At 68.0% G+C, this 16,508-nt stretch carries 20 protein-coding genes; 12 read left to right on the top strand and 8 right to left on the bottom strand.

Going from position 1 to position 16,508, the window contains the following annotated elements:
• The first annotated feature begins 17 nt into the window (after positions 1-17).
• The 3 genes from ABD116_RS17530 to ABD116_RS17520 are packed head-to-tail and all read left to right on the top strand — an operon-like array spanning position 18 to position 1,557.
• Positions 18-560, top strand: a complete 543-nt coding sequence (locus tag ABD116_RS17530) for a CGNR zinc finger domain-containing protein (protein WP_343970655.1) — start codon at positions 18-20, stop codon at positions 558-560.
• Positions 557-1,252, top strand: a complete 696-nt coding sequence (locus ABD116_RS17525; protein ID WP_343970652.1) for an AzlC family ABC transporter permease — start codon at positions 557-559, stop codon at positions 1,250-1,252. The genes ABD116_RS17530 and ABD116_RS17525 overlap by 4 nt, the downstream gene beginning before the upstream one ends.
• Positions 1,249-1,557 (top strand): AzlD domain-containing protein, encoded by a 309-nt coding sequence (locus ABD116_RS17520; RefSeq protein WP_343970649.1) that lies wholly within the window; start codon positions 1,249-1,251, stop codon positions 1,555-1,557. The genes ABD116_RS17525 and ABD116_RS17520 overlap by 4 nt, the downstream gene beginning before the upstream one ends.
• On the opposite strand, the gene ABD116_RS17515 is transcribed toward ABD116_RS17520, so the two are convergent.
• The 6 genes from ABD116_RS17515 to ABD116_RS17490 form a co-directional block, all read right to left on the bottom strand.
• Positions 1,544-2,041 (bottom strand): DNA polymerase ligase N-terminal domain-containing protein, encoded by a 498-nt coding sequence (locus ABD116_RS17515; protein WP_343970646.1) that lies wholly within the window; start codon positions 2,039-2,041, stop codon positions 1,544-1,546. The two genes, ABD116_RS17520 and ABD116_RS17515, sit on opposite strands and share 14 nt — an antisense overlap.
• A gap of 88 nt (positions 2,042-2,129) precedes the next feature.
• Positions 2,130-2,942 (bottom strand): SigB/SigF/SigG family RNA polymerase sigma factor, encoded by an 813-nt coding sequence (locus ABD116_RS17510; protein WP_343970643.1) that lies wholly within the window; start codon positions 2,940-2,942, stop codon positions 2,130-2,132.
• Between the two features lie 145 nt (positions 2,943-3,087).
• Positions 3,088-3,951, bottom strand: a complete 864-nt coding sequence (locus ABD116_RS17505) for a LysR family transcriptional regulator (protein WP_343970640.1) — start codon at positions 3,949-3,951, stop codon at positions 3,088-3,090.
• 278 nt (positions 3,952-4,229) lie between these two features.
• A complete protein-coding gene (locus tag ABD116_RS17500; RefSeq protein ID WP_343970637.1) occupies positions 4,230-4,502 on the bottom strand; it encodes a DUF4235 domain-containing protein in 273 nt (90 codons plus the stop codon).
• Positions 4,499-4,837, bottom strand: coding sequence for a DUF3618 domain-containing protein (locus ABD116_RS17495; protein ID WP_343970634.1), 339 nt, complete (start codon positions 4,835-4,837; stop codon positions 4,499-4,501). The genes ABD116_RS17500 and ABD116_RS17495 overlap by 4 nt, the downstream gene beginning before the upstream one ends.
• A complete protein-coding gene (locus ABD116_RS17490; protein WP_343970631.1) occupies positions 4,834-5,268 on the bottom strand; it encodes a phage holin family protein in 435 nt (144 codons plus the stop codon). The genes ABD116_RS17495 and ABD116_RS17490 overlap by 4 nt, the downstream gene beginning before the upstream one ends.
• Before the next feature lie 114 nt (positions 5,269-5,382).
• Between ABD116_RS17490 and ABD116_RS17485 the strand changes: the two genes are divergently transcribed.
• Both ABD116_RS17485 and ABD116_RS17480 read left to right on the top strand, forming a co-directional pair.
• Positions 5,383-5,754 (top strand): glyoxalase superfamily protein, encoded by a 372-nt coding sequence (locus ABD116_RS17485; protein ID WP_343970628.1) that lies wholly within the window; start codon positions 5,383-5,385, stop codon positions 5,752-5,754.
• A gap of 280 nt (positions 5,755-6,034) precedes the next feature.
• The gene (locus ABD116_RS17480) at positions 6,035-6,208 is read left to right on the top strand and encodes a hypothetical protein (protein WP_343970625.1); all 174 of its coding nucleotides are present in this window, start codon (positions 6,035-6,037) and stop codon (positions 6,206-6,208) included.
• Positions 6,209-6,288: 80 nt separating this feature from the next.
• On the opposite strand, the gene ABD116_RS41795 is transcribed toward ABD116_RS17480, so the two are convergent.
• Together ABD116_RS41795 and ABD116_RS17475 are read right to left on the bottom strand one after the other, a co-directional pair.
• Positions 6,289-6,642: a serine hydrolase gene (locus ABD116_RS41795; protein WP_425552095.1), complete on the bottom strand. Its 354-nt coding sequence runs from the start codon at positions 6,640-6,642 to the stop codon at positions 6,289-6,291.
• A gap of 80 nt (positions 6,643-6,722) precedes the next feature.
• Positions 6,723-8,477 carry an AfsR/SARP family transcriptional regulator gene (locus tag ABD116_RS17475; protein ID WP_343970622.1) on the bottom strand — a complete coding sequence of 585 codons (1,755 nt, stop codon included), beginning with the start codon at positions 8,475-8,477 and terminating at the stop codon, positions 6,723-6,725.
• Positions 8,478-8,536: 59 nt separating this feature from the next.
• On the opposite strand from ABD116_RS17475, the gene ABD116_RS17470 reads away from it, so the two are divergent.
• From ABD116_RS17470 to ABD116_RS17440, 7 genes are all read left to right on the top strand, one after another.
• Positions 8,537-9,418: an alpha/beta fold hydrolase gene (locus ABD116_RS17470; RefSeq protein WP_343970619.1), complete on the top strand. Its 882-nt coding sequence runs from the start codon at positions 8,537-8,539 to the stop codon at positions 9,416-9,418.
• A gap of 11 nt (positions 9,419-9,429) precedes the next feature.
• Entirely contained in the window at positions 9,430-10,050 is a 621-nt protein-coding gene (locus ABD116_RS17465) for a class I SAM-dependent methyltransferase (RefSeq protein WP_343970616.1), read from the top strand.
• Positions 10,051-10,058: 8 nt separating this feature from the next.
• Complete coding sequence (locus ABD116_RS17460) at positions 10,059-10,994, top strand: LysR family transcriptional regulator (protein WP_343970613.1); 936 nt, start codon at positions 10,059-10,061, stop codon at positions 10,992-10,994.
• A 95-nt stretch (positions 10,995-11,089) separates the two neighbouring features.
• Positions 11,090-11,839 (top strand): SDR family oxidoreductase, encoded by a 750-nt coding sequence (locus ABD116_RS17455; protein WP_343970610.1) that lies wholly within the window; start codon positions 11,090-11,092, stop codon positions 11,837-11,839.
• Positions 11,836-12,726, top strand: a complete 891-nt coding sequence (locus tag ABD116_RS17450) for an SDR family oxidoreductase (RefSeq protein ID WP_343970607.1) — start codon at positions 11,836-11,838, stop codon at positions 12,724-12,726. Before ABD116_RS17455 ends, ABD116_RS17450 begins: the two co-directional genes overlap by 4 nt.
• Before the next feature lie 2 nt (positions 12,727-12,728).
• Positions 12,729-13,622 carry an amidohydrolase family protein gene (locus ABD116_RS17445; protein ID WP_343970604.1) on the top strand — a complete coding sequence of 298 codons (894 nt, stop codon included), beginning with the start codon at positions 12,729-12,731 and terminating at the stop codon, positions 13,620-13,622.
• A 301-nt stretch (positions 13,623-13,923) separates the two neighbouring features.
• Positions 13,924-16,446, top strand: coding sequence for an MFS transporter (locus ABD116_RS17440; protein ID WP_343970601.1), 2,523 nt, complete (start codon positions 13,924-13,926; stop codon positions 16,444-16,446).
• Positions 16,447-16,508: the final 62 nt, after the last annotated feature.

The raw sequence follows: 16,508 nt of genomic DNA, 5'->3' as shown, positions 1-16,508 counted from the left end.
AGACGAGGTGATTCTTCATGGCCTACCAGCCGGAACTCATCGGCGGCCACGTAGCCCTGGACCTGCTCAACACCATCTCCTGGCGCCTGGACCCCAGCCGCACCATCGACCGGATAGCCACGCCGGAGGCGCTCGCGATCTGGTGCGCTGCGGTCGGTCTGAGCGGATCGGATGGCCAACTGGAACGGGTTGTCGCCGTGCGCGAGGTCGTCTATGGCGCGGTACTTCCGATCGCACGTGAGATGAAGGCAGGCGACCTTGCGGAACTGCAACGGCTACTGGTGGGGGCACTCGAGCGCTCGACCCCCGCCGGCGTGCGGCCGTTGGATTGGGTGGGGGCTGATCTGGTTGATGAGCTGGTCATGGCGGCGGGGCGGTTGGTGGAGCGGGAGGATCTGGGGCGGTTGCGGGAGTGTCAGGATTCGGGGTGTGGGTGGTTGTTCCTGGATCGGAGTAAGAACGGGTCCCGGCGGTGGTGTAGTTCGGGGGATTGCGGAAATCGCGCTCGGGCGCGGCGGCATTATCAGCGGCTTCACCCAGGTACCGGGGTGCTCTCGTGAGGCGGCTGGCGGGCGCTGAACGCCGGCGGGAGTTCTTGCTCGGGATGCGGATGGGGGTCGGGCCGGGGGCGGCGGCGTTTGTGTTGGCGTTGAGTTTCGGGGCTGAGGCGGTGGCTCGGGGGTGGGGAGTCGGGCTGCCGGTGGTGTTCTCGATGTTCGCGTTCTCGGGGTCGGCTCAGTTCACCTTGCTGACGACGCTGGCGGGTGGGTCGGCGGTTGCGGCGGTGATCTCGGCGGTGTTGATCAACGCGCGGTATCTGGTGATGAGCGTGGCGCTCAACAACAGTCTGGAGGGCGGGCGGATCAGCCGGGCGATCCAGGCGCAGGCGTTGTGTGACGCCTCGTTTGTGGTTGCCCATCGCAACAACGGCGGCTACGACATCGTTCGGCTGATCGGTGCGAGCGTGCCGCAATGGGTGCTCTGGAGTTCCGGTACGGCGGTTGGGGCGCTCACCTCGCCGTCACCTGACCTGATGCATCAGCTCGGCCTCGACGTCGCGTTCCCGGCGTTCTTCCTGATCCTCGCCATCGACGAACTGCGCCGGTCGAAGCGCGCGCTGACAGCAGCACTCCTCGGCGCGACGATCGCCGCGGGGCTGCTCTTCGTCACCACCCCGAGCTACGCCTTGCTGGGCGCGATCGCCGCCGCGCTCATCGGCGTACTGCCCCAGAAGGAAGGTGATCCGGTATGAGGCTCTGGCTCTCCGTCCTCGCGGTGACCGTGATCAGCTGGCTGATGAAGGCGAGCGCCCCACTGATCATCGCCCGACGCAAACTGCCGGCGAGCGTGATCCGGATGACCGCGTTGACCGCCCCGGTCCTGCTGGCCGGCCTGATCGTCACCGAACTCGGCGGCGAACACTGGCAGGCCCTCGACTGGACGAAGATCGCCGGCACGGCGACGGCCGGCGGGCTGTGCCTGGCCAAGGTACCGATGCTGCTGGCCGTTGCCGGAGGCATCGTCGTCACGGCGGTCATCCGCCTCAGCCTGCGCTAGCCGCCATCTCCTCGATGGTCAGCCCGCTCAGGATCGAGTGTGGCTCGGTGACCGTCAGGTCGAGCGACGGATCAGCAGCCTCGTCACGCACCTTCACCAACAGCCAGTCCCCGTCGCGACCGGTCCGCGTGAACGCCCACGAACCGGTCAACTTCACGCCCTGTAAGGCGAAACGGAAATGCCCGCGCTCGATCGCCAGCGCCGGCTTGATCAGCTGGTGCTGCTTGTCCCGCGTCTGGTTCTGGTAGTCGCCCGCATCCCACACGATGACGGCGCCACTGCCGTAGCGGGCGCCCTCGTGCACGCCCTCATATGTCGCATACGACATCTCGTGGTCGTCGGTCGGCACCGCCAGCCGCTTCACCACAGGATCCAGCGACGGCCCGCGCGGCACCGCCCAGGACTTGAGGACGCCGTCCACTTCCAGCCGTACGTCGTAATGCATCCGCCGCGCATCATGCTGCTGGACCACGAACACCGGCATCTAGAGGAACCTCCGCAAGTGGTCCGCCGTAAAGACAAGCTTACGGCGGACCACCGCGGGGAGGGCGCTGCCGGACCTGACGGGAGGGTCAGGCGGCGGCAGCGGCGGGTGGCTCGATCTGCTCGCGCAGGCGATCCAGGATGCCGCGCAGCAGGCGGGAGACCTGCATCTGGCTGACGCCGATCTCGGCGCCGATGTCGGCCTGGGTGTGACCCTCGACGAACCGCAGTTCGAGGATCTTGCGTTCGCGCGGGTTGAGGTCGTTCAGCACTGGCTCGAGCATGGCGACCGCCTCGGTCCGCTCGAACGCGCTGTCCTCCTCGTCCGCGATGGTGTCGGCCAGGCTGGCCGTGGACTCCCCGTCGAGCGGGCGGTCCAGCGACAGTACGGAGAAACAACCGTCGGCAGCGAGCGCCGCCTCGACCTCGGCGACCGTGGTGCCGAGTCGCTCGGCGAGCTCCTCCAGGGTGGGATCACGCTGCAGGTCCTGCACCAGCTGCGGTCGCGCGGCGGCGATCGAGCCCTGCAGTTCCTGCAGTCTGCGCGGGATCCGCACGGTCCAGGAACAGTCCCGGAAGTAGCGCTTCACCTCGCCGCGGATGGTCGGTACGGCGTAGGCGAGGAACGGCGTCTCGGTGTCCGGGCGGTAGCTGCGGGCGGCCTTGACCAGCCCCAGGTACGCGACCTGGTCAAGATCGTCGGACTCGACGCCCCGGCCACGGAAACGGCCGGCGATGCTGTGGGCGATACCGAGGTTCAACTCGATCGCTTCGTCCAGCAGGAGCTGCCGGACTGCTTCGTCGGTGGACTGCGCGCGCCGGGTGAGAAGATCCCGGGTGGTCAGATCGCGCTGCTGCTTCGGATCGCTGTGCTTCTTCGGTTCGGCAAAAACGGTAACCATGATTCTTGACCTCGCGACTATGAGTCACGGCGCGGCACATGTCTGGACCGCGGTCAATATCTGTGTGACTCATTCCTACCCCATGGATCGCGAAGTTATGCACCCGAGGGTCGAATTTCATCAACCCGTAGGCTTCCCTCAACGTTCAGTCGAGGCTTCGCAACACGGCCAGCGCGGCTGCCGGAGTACGGGGTGAGTCGCGCCAGCGCAGCGACCATCCGTACGGCGGTACGCCTGCCGCGAGTGGTCGGACCACTACGCCGGGTGGGTACGGAGTGGACAGGAGACCGAGCGCTACGCATTCGCCGGCCTTGACCAATTCGGCCGCTGAGCTGCCGCTGGCCGGATGGCGGCGCGGGGCGAATCCCGCGGTACGGCAGCAGGCGAGGACGAACTCGTTCCACTCCGGGGCGAGGTCGTCCTGGGGTAGGTAGTGGAGCTCATCCGTGAGCTCACGTACTGCGACTGACTCCGCGGACGCGAGTGGGTGCCGCGCCGGGAGGGCGACCCCGAGGGCTTCGCGGCGGATGATGCGCTGCATGACTCCGTCGGGGCAGCGGGCGGTGGAGCCGCAGAGGGCCAGGTCGAGTTCACCGGCGAGCAGGCGTTGCTGTTGCTCGCGGGTGCCGCGGCTGGTGATCTCGAGCCGGAACGACGGCAGGCGGTCGCGCAGCCGGGCGAGTACGGCGCGCGGGGTGGCGAGATTGGTGTGGAGTACGTCGATCCGGAGTACCTGGTCGCGCTGCGCGGCGGCGGTGGCGTCGGCGACCCCGGACCTGATCGCCTCCAGAGCGCCACGGGCGTGCGGGAGGAAGGCGTCACCGGCGGCGGTCAGTGTCACGCCGCGAGGGGAGCGGTCGAACAGCTGGGCGCCGAGCTGGGTCTCGAGCCGGCGGATCTGGTTGCTCAAGGCTGGTTGAGAGACGTACAGCCGGCGTGCCGCGGCGGTGAAGTGCAGTTCCTCCGACATCACCAGGAAGTACCGCACCAGCCGTAAATCGACGTCCATGCCTGTCGGACCTTCTCCACACACTCGACCGCCAGAAGAATGGGACGCTAGTGCTACTGACGGTCACCCGTCGAGGGTTCAGGGCAGAGAACACCAATCCCTTACAGAGAACGAAGAAACTGTCGGCCATTTGCCCGACACCGAGCGCCGAGTGTGACCGCCGGGCACGGTGCGGCCCCGGCGCTGTCTGCTCAACGCCGGGGCCCATGGCAACCGTTGTTTGCTGCTCTTCCAGTGCCCTTCAGAGCCGTTCTCAATCGAGGCACGGGTCACATCCGTCAGTTCCCCGGCCACTCCCCGGTCCAGCGCTCGAAAGCTTTCGCGCCACCGCGGTCGATCGCTGCTTTGACCACGGCGTACACCGCTCCCTGCAAGGCGGCCGCGAGCAGGACCTGGCGCCACGGGTACTCCGCCTGCAGCGCGTCGGGTGCGTCGTCCTCATCGCTGATCCGCCGCCAGACCTGTTTGAACACAGCCCCCGCGACCAGCCCACCCGCGATCCCCGACAGCAGCCCGAACGGCCGATACGCGATCTTGGCGGCTTTGCTCACCGACCCCGCCCCACAATCCAAGCGGCCGCGCCGACACCCAACGCCACGGCACCGCCGACGGCGGCGGTGGCCTTCGGGTGCTGCCGTGCGGTCGCGGGCATCTCCTTGGCGCGGGCCGGCAGGTTCCGGGCGCTGTCCTTGGCGCGCTCGCCGGCCGTACCGGCTGCTTGTACAGCCCGATGGCCGGCGCTTGCTGCCGACTCCTTGATGCGGCGGGGGACGTTGAGCTGACGGGTCAGTTGCTGGACGGTGTCGGCCAGGTGTCGGCGGGTCAGTTCGAGGTCGGCCCGGAGGGCTTCGGTTTCGGTCATCGTGGTGTCTTTGGTGGTGGTCATGCGCTGACCTTCCCTTCCGGCTGGTGGCCCTTGAGGGCCTCGAGATCCTCGTGCACGCCTTCGACGGCGTGTTCAGGCATGGGCGGAGTCGCGTGGCTGACATGCCGCTTGCCGAGCAGCGCCGCGCCGCCGGCGATCGCGAACAGCACCAGCGCGACGATCAGCGCCGACAACCAGGCCGGTACGGCGGCCGCCAGGCCGAGAATCGCCGCGGCGACCAGCGCGCCGACGCCGTACACGGCGACCGTTCCGGCGCCACCGAACAAGCCGATGCCGATCCCGGCCTCCTTGCCCTTGTCCTTGAGCTCGGCCTTGGCCAGCTGCAACTCGTCGCGCACCAGCCGGCTCACGTCGTTGCTGAGCTGAGCGACCAGGGCGCCGACGTGCTGCTCCTGATGGTCCTCATGGATGGTTTCCGGGTGCGTGGTCATGAAAGCCCGGTACCCACGCTCCGTGACGGCAAGCAGACGATCGAGTAGCGGCCAGGAAGTGACCGCTACCCGCGATACGTTCTGAGTCTCATCAGCGAGCGGGAGGGAACTGCGATGGACTGGAAGCTGGAGTTGGTCTCGGTGCCGGTGGCGGACGTGGACCGGGCCAAGGCCTTCTACACCGAGAAGATCGGCTTCAACGCCGACCATGACCACCAGGTCACCGACGAGCTCAGGTTCGTCCAGCTGACCCCGCCGGGCTCCGCGTGCTCGATCGCCATCGGCACCGGGATGCCGCAGGCCGAGCCTGGGTCGGTGCGCGGTCTGCAGGTGGTCGTCGCGGATGTCGCCGCCGCGCGGGCCGAACTGGCCGGTCGTGGCGTCGAGGTCAGCGAGGTGCAGGACTTCGCCTGGGGCAGCTTCGTCTTCTTCGACGACCCGGACGGCAACGGCTGGGCGCTGCAGCAACTCCCGGACCGCGGCTGACCCCTGAGGCGGGACGGATTTAGGGACGGACGGTTCGAAAAGTCCTTACCTGGTTGGGAATGAATGCCGGGTAACCGGTGTTCGGACAGTTCGAGATACCGCTGGGTTCGCGGTGGTGACCGGTTGTAAGGTGGCCTTTGGTTGAGCAGCCAGCCGGCGTTGGATGCGTCGACGACTGCGGTCCCTGCCGAGGACGACTATGACCGATCTGCATCACCACCCAGTCCCTGCTCTACGACGCCGTAAATCCGTCTCCGCCCCTGTCCAGAAGTCTGGTGCCATGCCTGTTGCCACCTCCGTGCGCCCCACCAGCGCGCGGCCGGAAGAAGTCCAGGTCCAGCTGGGCGGTCGATGGATCGCCGGCCAGGCCCTGGCCCACCGCAGCGGCGAAGTGCTGGTCAGCCACCACGGCCACTTGGTCTGGGTGGATCAGCAGTCCGTTCGCAAGCCGTAACTACAGAGCAGTAGTACCGGCCACCAGGTTGCCGATCGCGACGGCAACCTCGGCTCCGCTCGGCTCGAACCGGTTCTTGGTCAGCCCCGAAGCTCACGCCACTGGCGGTATCCGCCCAGGCCGCGCTGCCACCCGTCCCCGGCATGCCGAAGCTTGTCGGAGCTTCTTGCGCCGACGATCCGAGTCGGCCGAGCGGCAGTCCCAGCGTCCAGGTCGCTTGATTCCCGAACAGTTCGTCGACGCCCGTCAGCGCTGGGCTGAACAGCTGCACTCCATCCACTGCGCCGAGCATTCCGGCGGAGGAGCCGGGAGATCGGTTGGCCGGTGGCTCGGCGGACCAGCTCACCGATCAGGAAGCCGAAGGTCAGGGCGTGGTAGGCAGTCTTGGTGCCCGGTTCCCACCAGAGCCCGGCCTCGGCCAGCGCGGTAGACAGCGAGCTGGAGTCCGGTCTCGGCTCCAGAGGAGACCAGGCCGTCGATCTTGTCCTGCACCAGCTTCTGGAGGTCCATATGCCTAGGTCGGAGGCGGGCCAGGGTTCTCTACATGAGCTGCGAGCTCGTGCAGGTACTCGTCGATGGGACCGAGGTTGAGCAGGCCGCTGCCTGCGGCCAGTTGACCGGCTGCAGGAGTCAGTACTTCCAGTGCGCGTCGCATGGTCGGCTGGTCGTCCTGCTCGATGGCCGCCTTGGCGATCAGGCACCAGTGAGCCTCTAGGAGGAGGTCGTTGCGTGGCTCTGTTTGCGGGGTCCCTTGCTGCAGATCCGCGAGCAGGCCGGGCATGCTCGAGGTGTCGACCACCTGGTACGCGGCTTCGTTGCCTGCCCTCATGGCTCGGTACAAGGTGGTGAAGACGGCGACCAGTGGTAGCTCTCGTCTGGCCGCCAGGTCATCGGCTGCTGCTGCGTGGGTGTCGGCAGTGGCGAAGTCCGCTAGTGCGCTGCGGGCTTGCATGCGGATGAGGTGGCCCAGTACCTCGTAGGTGGTCAGGTCGTGGCGACTGGCCAAGGTGATCAGCTCTGCGCCGATCTGGTCGCGTTCTGGGGCTAGGCCGGCTCGGTAGAAGGTCTGCATGAACAGGCTGTTGAGGGCGAAGGCGAGCAGGGCCGGGTCTTCCAGCTGCCTGGCTAGCGCGACTGCTTCCTGCGCTGCGGCTAGCGCTCGGGTGCTCTTGCTGCCGCGCGATTCGATCGCCACTGTGGCCAGGAGACGGGCTCGAACTGCTGGCTGGGTGGCGGCTGTCAGGGCTCGCTCTGAGGCGGCAACGATCGCATCGGCCTGCTCCTGGTCGTCGGAGCGCGTCCAGATCGCCGGTACGTCGTACAGGCCGATGACTCGGGCTGTCAGCTCTGGGTCGCCCAGTTCCTCGGCGGCGGTTATGGCTGCCAGCCTGTGTTCGCGGGCCGCCTCCAGGCCGGTTCCGCCGGTCACTGCGAGGTTGCGGAGGAGTCCGACGGTCGACTCGAGTCGTGCGCGGGCGGTGGAGGCCACTGCCCGGTCGTAGGCGGCAGTGGCTCTGGCCCAGACCTGTCCGGCCGCTTGAGGGCTCAGGTGCTCGGCCTGGTTGAGGATGTCGGTCTCGAGGCGCTGGAGCGCTGGGGTGGGGTCGACGCCGAGTTGTTCGATGAGGAGGGTCCGGGCGTTACGTAGTACGGCTAGAGCGTCGCCCTGGCGGTCGCTGCGGTAGAGGGCCAGGGCTAGTAGACGCCAGGCGTCCTCGCGCCAGGGGTGCTCGGTCACATGCGCGTCCAAGGCCGGTACTGCCTCTGCTGCCAGGCCTAGGGCTAGTTGTGCTTCGGCCTGGCGTTCTATGGCGGTCAGTCGGAGCTCTGCGAGCTTGGAGCGTTCGGCGTGGGCCCAAGGGGCGTCGGCGTACTCCGCGTAGGCGGGGCCTCGCCACCAGTCCAGTGCGTCTTGTAGCTCTTCCAGCGTTGGCTGGCCGGCCATCAGTTGCTCGAACCGCCAGGCGTCGACGTCTGTTGCTTTCAGGGCGTAGCCGGGGCCTTCGGTGATGAGCAGGGTGGGCTTCGAACGTGGTGGGCGGTTGGGTTCCAGCGCTCGACGCAGTGCCGCGACGAAGGTGCGGACCGCGCTCGTGGCGCCGTCTGGTGGGACCGTCCACAGGTCGGCGACGAGCGAATCGACGGGGACGACGCGGCCGCGGGCGATGATCAGGCGGGCGAGTACTGCGCGGTGGCGCGGGCCCTTGAGCGCGAGTTCCGCGCCGTCCCGCCAGGCCGTGACCGGTCCGAGTACGCCGAAAGCCACCACCTGGTCACCGTATAGCGCTGCTCATCGGATGCTCATCGGCGCGCGGCAGGCTTCGGGGTGTGACAGACGAAATGACTATCCCCGGATTCGGCTACCAGCGCATCGAGGTCGCCGACGGCGTCTCGCTCAACGCGGCCGTCGGCGGCCAAGGCAGCCCGATCGTGCTCCTCCACGGCTTCCCGCAGACCCACCTGATCTGGCGGCACGTCGCCGCTTCGCTGGCCACCGACCACACGGTGATCTGCCCCGATCTGCGCGGGTACGGCGACAGCGACAAGCCCGCGGAGACCGACGGTACGACGTACTCGAAACGCACGATGGCCGCCGACATCGTGGCGCTGGCCGAAGCTTTGGGGCACTCCCAGTTCGCGCTGGTCGGGCATGACCGCGGTGCGCTCGTGGCGTTCCGGGCCGGACTCGACCACCCGGACAAGATCACCCACCTCGCTTGCCTCGACGTGCTGCCGACCTTGGACATGTGGGACGCGATGCACGGCGTCAACGCGGCCGTCGCCTTCCACCTCTACCTGATGGCGCAGCCACCCGGCCTCCCCGAGCAACTGATCGCCTCGGCTCCCGACGCCTTCTTCGGCTACTTCCTGGACCTGTGGATCAAGGACCCGGCCGCGATCCCGACCGACGTCCGCGCCGCCTACCTGAAGGCATCACGCGAAGCGATCCCGTCGATCGTCGCCGACTACCGCGCCAGCGCCGGCATCGACATCACCCACGACCGCGAAGACCTTGCCGCCGGCAACAAATTGACCATGCCCGTCGCGGTGGTCCAGCAGGACTGGGGCTCCGCACTCGGCTTCGACGCCGCCGCCCTCTGGTCCGCCTGGGCCCCCAACCTCCACCACTCCACCACCACCGCCGGCCACTTCATGGCCGAGGAGTCGCCCGACGAAATCACCAAGACGATCAGATCCCTCACCGACTAGCCTCCCGAGCTATGGACAACGAGGCGGCCAAGGAGTTGGTACGGCGCGGGTACGACGCGCTGTCCGCCCGCTACGACGAGGCTTTCGACGGCGAATCGAAGTACGGGCCCTGGCTGGCGGAACTGCTCGACCGCCTCTCCGGACCGAGCCGCATCCTCGACCTGGGATGCGGCTCGGGAATCCCGGTGGCGCTCACGCTGGCCGAGGCCGGTCACCAGGTGACCGGCGTCGACATCAGCGAAGTACAGGTCCAGTGGGCGCGCGAGCGTGTTCCAGCGGCGACCTTTCTTCAGGCGGATGCTGCGCGGCTGCAGTTCCCGCCGGCTGCGGTTGATGCGGTGGTGTCGTTCTATGCGCTCATCCACATTCCGCTGGACGAGCAGCAGGAGTTGTTGCGCAAGATCGGTGAGTGGGTACGGCCCGGCGGGCTCTTCGTGGCGACCGTCGGTGCTGCCGCGTGGACCGGGGCCGAGGAGAATTGGCTCGATGGGGGCGTGCCCATGTGGTGGAGCCATGCCGACGCTGGGACGACTCGGGGGTGGGTCGAGGAGGCGGGGTTCGTGGTGGAGCGTGAGGAGTTCGTCCCCGAGGGGGTCGGTGGGCACGCGCTGTTGTGGGCCGTGCGGCGCTAATCTCTGGCATGGAGTTGCGGCAGTTGGAGTACTTCGTGGCCGTGGCGCATGAGCGGAGTTTTACGCTCGCGGCGCGGCGGCTGCATGTGGTGCAGAGTGCGGTCAGTGCGGCGATCGCGACGTTGGAGAAGGACCTCAAGGTCACGCTGTTCGAGCGGAACGCGCAGCGCGTCGTACTGACTGAGGCCGGTACTGCGCTGTTGCCCGAGGCGCTCGCGGTGATGGATGCGGTGCAAGGGGCTCGGGATGTGGTGGACGAGCTGGGCGCGGGGATGCGCGGGACCGTGCGAGTCGGGCTGCTGCCTGGGCTCGGGCTGATCGACCTACCTGCGGCGGCTGGTGAGTTCAGGCGGCGGTACCAGAACGTCGAACTGCAGTTGCGGGTCGAGCCCGAGGGGTCGGCCGGGGTGATCGTCGGGCTGCGCAACGGGGACATCGACGTCGGCTTCCTCGGGGTCGGTGCGGGCAGCGTGCCGCGCGAGCTGACCGCCTGGGAGCTGCTGAAGGTGCCGCAGGTGCTGGCCGTGCCGACGGGGCACCGGCTTGCCCGGCGCCGGTCCGTCACGCTGGCCGACCTCGCCGACGAGGCCTTCGTGGACTTTCCGCCGGGGTTCGGCACCCGGACGCTGATCGACCAGAAGTTCGAGGCGGCGGGGATCGAGCGGCACGTCGTGGTGGAGGCGCTCGGTATCGACAACGGCGTGCAGTTCGTCCGGCACGGTGTCGGCCTCGGCATCCTGCCCGGGTACGCCGTCGCCGGTGACGAGAAGATCCGCTCGGTCCCGATCGTCGGCGAGGCCTTCCAGTGGTCGCTCTACGTGGCCACCCTGCGGAAGCGGAAGCCGTCCGCGGCGCTCCGGGCCTTGCTCGGCCTGGTCACCGCCCACCTCCAGCGCCCTGCCGGGACCGAGGTCGGCCGTGATCTGATGGATCAACAAAACTGATCTGCCCATCGAGATGAGTCGTTGGACTTGATCCATCTCCCGCCGCAAGATCTAAGTGTCAGGAAAAACACGACACCGAGATCTGGAGCAGGACGATGACTGAGAACACAACCACCACCGAGCGGGTCGCGATCGTGACCGGTGGCTCGCGTGGAATCGGGCGAGAGACCGCCGGCCGCCTCGGGCGGGACGGATACGCCGTGGTGGTGACCTACAGCGGCAGCCCCGCCGAGGCAGACCAGGCCGTCAAGGAGGTCGAGCAGGCCGGCGGCCGGGCGATCGCGGTCCAGGCCGACGTCGCCGACGAGAACGCGGTGAAGGCGCTGTTCGACCGGGCCGAGGAGACCTTCGGCGGAGTCGACGTCGTCGTCCACGCGGCCGGCATCATGCCGCTGTCGCCGCTGAGCGACCTCGACCTGGACGTCTTCGACCAGGTCATCCGGACCAACCTGCGCGGCACCTTCGTGGTCGACCAGCAGGCCGCCCGCCGGGTCCGCAGCGGCGGCGCGATCATCAACCTCTCCAGCTCGCTCACCAGGCTGGCCCGCCCGGGCTACTCGGCGTACGCCGCATCCAAGGGCGGCGTCGAGGCGATCACCCTGATCCTCGCCCGCGAACTCCGTGGCCGCGACATCACCGTCAACGCGGTCGCTCCCGGCCCGACCGCGACCGCCATGTTCTTCGACGGCAAGCCGCAGGAACTCGTCGACCGGATCGCCGCCGAGCCCCCGCTGGAGCGTCTCGGCCAGCCCGAGGACATCGCCGAGATCGTCCACTTCCTGGCCGGCCCCGCGCGCTGGATCAACGGCCAGGTCATCTACGCGAACGGCGGCTCCGCGGCATGAGCAAGGTGATCCTGATCAGCGGTGCTTCGAGCGGCTTCGGCGCCCTCACCGCCCATGCGCTCGCCGACGCGGGCCACATCGTGTACGCCGGAATGCGCGGCCTCGCCGGCCACAACGCCTCCGCAGCAGCCGAGGCCAAGCAGTACTCCGAAGAGCACCGCGTCGACCTCCGCGCTGTCGAGCTTGACGTCAGTACCGAGGAATCGGTCGAGCAGGCCGTGCAGACGGTGATCGCCGAGCAGGGCAAGCTCGACGTACTCATCCACAACGCCGGCCATATGGTCCTCGGCCCGGCCGAAGCGTTCACGCCGGAGCAGCTGGCCGACATCTATGACACCAACGTCATCGGCACGCAGCGACTCAACCGGGCCGCTCTGCCGCACCTGCGTGAGCAGCGCGACGGGCTGGTCGTCTGGGTCGGTAGCTCGAGCACCCGCGGCGGCACCCCGCCGTACCTGGCCCCGTACTTCGCGGCGAAGGCCGGTATGGACGCACTGGCCGCCAGCTACGCGCTGGAGCTGGCGAGGTTCGGCATCGAGACCACCATCATCGTGCCTGGTGCCTTCACCAGCGGCACCAACCACTTCGCCCACAGCGGCAGGCCATACGACGTGGAGGTGGCGGCCGCGTACGACGAGAAGTACGCCGGCCTGATGGACCAGGTCTCCCAGAAGCTGGCGGAGCTGGAGCCCTCGTGGGCCGACGTGACTGAGGTGGCCAAGGCGATCGTGACCGTGGTCGACACCGAGAAGGGGCGTCGCCCGTTCCGCGTGCACATCGACCCGTCCGAGGATGGCGCCGCAGTGGTCAACCCGGTGGCGGACCGGGTCCGCGCTGAGCTCCTGCGCCGGATCGGGCTCGACGACCTGCTGCACCCCGCGGTCTGATCATGGGACTCATCGACGTCCACGCGCACTTCCTGCTTCCCGAGTACGTCGCAGCAGCCGAGCGGGCCGGGCATGTCCGGCCCGACGGGCTGCCTGCCTGGCCGGAGTGGAGTGTGCAGCGGCACCTGGACCTGATGGACAGCACTGGGATCGCCAAGTCGGTGCTCTCGGTGTCGTCGCCAGGGGTCCACTTCGGGGACGACTTCCGGGCGCAGGTGCTCGCACGGCGGGTCAACGAGGCAGCGGCTGAGTTGGGGCGGCAGCACCCGGGGCGGTTCGGGTTCTTCGCGAGTCTGCCCTTGCCGGATGTCGATGGAGCGCTGGTGGAAGCGCAGTACGCGCTGGACGTGTTGCAGGCGGATGGCGTCGTACTGACTAGCAATGCAGGTGGGCAGTACCCCGGGGACCCGTCGTGGGATCAGCTGTGGCGGGAGTTGGACGCGCGGTCGGCAGTGGTGTTCCTGCATCCCACTTCGCCGCCGCAGTGGCGGCAGGTTGCGCTGGACCGGCCGCGGCCGATGATCGAGTTCCTGTTCGACAGTGCGCGAGCAGTGGCCGACCTGGCGTTGACTGGAATCTTCAGGCGCTTCCCGAAGGTCCAGTTCATCATCGCCCACGCTGGTGGAGTCTTGCCGCTTCTAGGCGACCGCCTCGACCTCTACGCTCCCGACCTGCCCAGCGTGACGCCTCAGTTGCGGGAGCTTTGGTACGACGTCAGTGGCACCCCGGTGGCCGACACCGATCGTCTCCTCTACGGCAGCGACTACTGCTTCACCCCGGCCTCGGCAGTCGTCGCGCAGATCGCTGCCCTCGACCAGTCCTCGGCCGCCGTCGACTGGCGCACCCGCACGACGGCGAACGCGGTACAGCTACTCGGCGAACGCGTCGGCGTATGAGCGCTCCGGGCCCTCGCTCGAGCCTGCCCGATTCCTGAGACGAGCCTGCCTGCGGAAGCGTTTCCAGGCGTACAGTTCGGAGCTGTTGAGTAATCAACAAGAAGCCCCGGTGGTGCTGTCAGGGCCCGCCGGGGCCTCTCACGGTGACCGGGCTTATCGTTGGGTCCTGCAACCAAATACGTTCACTGCCGGGTGAGGCTTCGCCGTACGGCGAAGTGCCGGCCGTACTCCTCCGCCCCGGGGCAGCTCGATCAGCTGCGCCGGCCTGATCGACCCCAGCGCGCAGGAGAACGGACCCACGATGTCTGCCACCGAGACCTTGGCACCGCCCGACGCAGGACCCGCCGCGATACCAGCAGCTGTCGGGGATCCGGCGCTGACGCATCGGGAGATCCTCGAGATTCTGGCCGGGCTGCTGGCCGCGTTGTTCACCGCGATCCTCAGCTCGACCATCGTCAGCAACGCACTGCCGACGATCATCGCCGACCTCGAGGGGTCGCAGACGCAGTACACGTGGGTGATCACCGCCAGCCTGCTCGCGATGACGGTGTCGACACCGGTCTGGGGCAAGCTCTCCGACCTGATGAGCAAGAAGCTGCTCGTCCAGTTGGCGATCACTTTGTTCGTGATCGGGTCGGTGCTGGCGGGGATGGCGCACAACGTGCCGTTCCTGATCGGTGCGCGGGTGCTGCAGGGGCTGGCGATGGGTGGGTTGATGGCGCTGGCCCAGGCGATCATCGGGGCGGCGATCCCACCGCGGGATCGAGGGCGGTACTCCGGGTACATGGGCGCGACGATGGCGTTGGCGACCGTCAGTGGGCCGCTCATCGGTGGGGTCATCGTCGATACGTCCTGGCTGGGGTGGCGTTGGTGCTTCTACGTCTGCGTGCCGTTGGCTGTGATCAGCCTGGTGGTGTTGCAGCGCTATCTGCATCTGCCGCTGGTCAAGCGTCGGGTGCGGATCGACTACCTCGGCGCTTTGCTGATCAGTGGCGCCGCCAGTTTGCCGTTGATCTGGGTGTCTTTCGCGGGTGCGCACTTTCCGTGGTGGTCGTGGGAGACGGGCGCGTATCTGGGTGGTGCCTTCGTACTCGCGCTGCTGGCGGTCGTCGTCGAGACCAAGGCGAGCGAGCCGCTGGTGCCGATGGGTGTGGTGCGCGAACGGACCACGGCGCTGGCGATCGTGGCCAGTCTTGCTGTTGGTGTGGCGATGTTCGGTAGTGCTGTGTTTCTTGGGCAGTACTTCCAGTTGGCTCGTGGTTACAGCGCTACCGAGGCTGGGTTGCTGACGATTCCGATGATGTTCGGGTCGTTCCTGGGGTCGGTCGGGGCCGGGCAGTTGATCACGCGATTCGGCAAGTGGAAGCGGTACCTGGTTCTTGGTGGGTTGTTCCTTGCGGCGGGGCTCGGGGTGCTCGGCACGATCGATCACACCAGCCCGTACTGGTACATCGGCCTCGGCATGCTCGGCATGGGCATCGGGATGGGCATGATGATGCAGAACCTCGTACTCGCCGTCCAGAACACCGTCGACGTCAGCGAGGTCGGCGCCGCCAGCGCGTCGGTGACCTTCTTCCGCAGCCTCGGCGGTGCTGTCGGTGTCTCCGTGCTGGGGGCGGTACTGGCGACGCGGGTCAAGGACCTGATCACCGAGAACATCCGCGCGCTCGGCCCGGACGGTGCCGCGGTCGGCCGGGCATTGCAGGACGGGTCGGGGACGAGTGTGCTGGATGTCGGGTCGTTGCCACCGCAGTTGGGTGAGATCGTCAGGCACGCTTATGGCGATGCGACCGGGCGGATCTTCCTGATCGCAGCCTGCTCCGCTGTGGTCAGCCTGCTTGCGGTGCTGTTCATCCGCGAGGTGCCACTGCGTCGTACTGTCGGAATGGCGGGTGACGCGGGCGCGGTACCGACCGATGCTGCTGCTGCTCTGGCGGACGGCCCGTCAGGCGCTGCCCCTGGCCTTGGCAGTGCTCGGGCTGGGGGTGCGGGTGCGGTACCGATGCCGAACGATCCAGCTGCGCGAGCCGCCGTTGTCGCGCTCGACGTGATCACCTCGGCCGAACGGACCGCTCGCGAACGCGAACGCGAGGCGAGCGAGCGCGTGCAAGCGGCCGCAACCGTCATCCGCCAGATGCGCACCGACGTAGCCGACCTCTTCACCCGAGTCGACCAGCAAATCGCCGACCTGGAGTCGACCCTCCCGGTCCCGGTCGACCCGTCCAACCCGGCTGCCGCCCTCCTGAGCGCCCAACGCCCCAACGACGACTTGGTCGACGAACTCCGCCGCTACGAACTCAGCGTCCTCTCCGCCAGCCAACGCACCGCCGACCACCTCCGCGAGACCGCCCGCACCGAGGCCGACGAACTCCTGGCAACAGCTCGCGAGGAGGAGGAAGCAATCCGCCACCGAATCGCCGAACTGGAAGCAGTAGAACAACGCCTCCTGAGCACCATCCGAGACGGCCTCTCCAACACCCCCACCCCACCCGCAGCCCCACCCACATCCATCACCAACCCCCACGGGACCAACCCCCACGGGACCAACCCCCACGGGACCAACCCCCACGGGACCAACCCCCACGGGGCCGACCCCGACCACGCCGCCCATGCGCCTCACGGCGACGCCGATCACGCCGCCCATGCGCCTCACGGCGACGCCGATCACGCCGCCCATGCGCCACACGGCGAAGGTGCCCATGCCGCCCGCTCACCCCACGACCACTCGCACCACGCAGTCCACCCACCCCAGGCCTCCGCCACCAATGGCTACCCAGCCCAGCAGGACCCCACTCACAACCACGAACGCCAGCCCTTCGGCTGACCCACGACCCGGTACACCCGGCTCAGAACTGCGCACCTTGAACACCGAACGGCGACCTTGAA

This window comes from Kribbella koreensis, assembly GCF_039525325.1.
Lineage (GTDB): Bacteria > Actinomycetota > Actinomycetes > Propionibacteriales > Kribbellaceae > Kribbella > Kribbella koreensis.
This window is presented reverse-complemented; position numbering and strand designations above follow the sequence as displayed.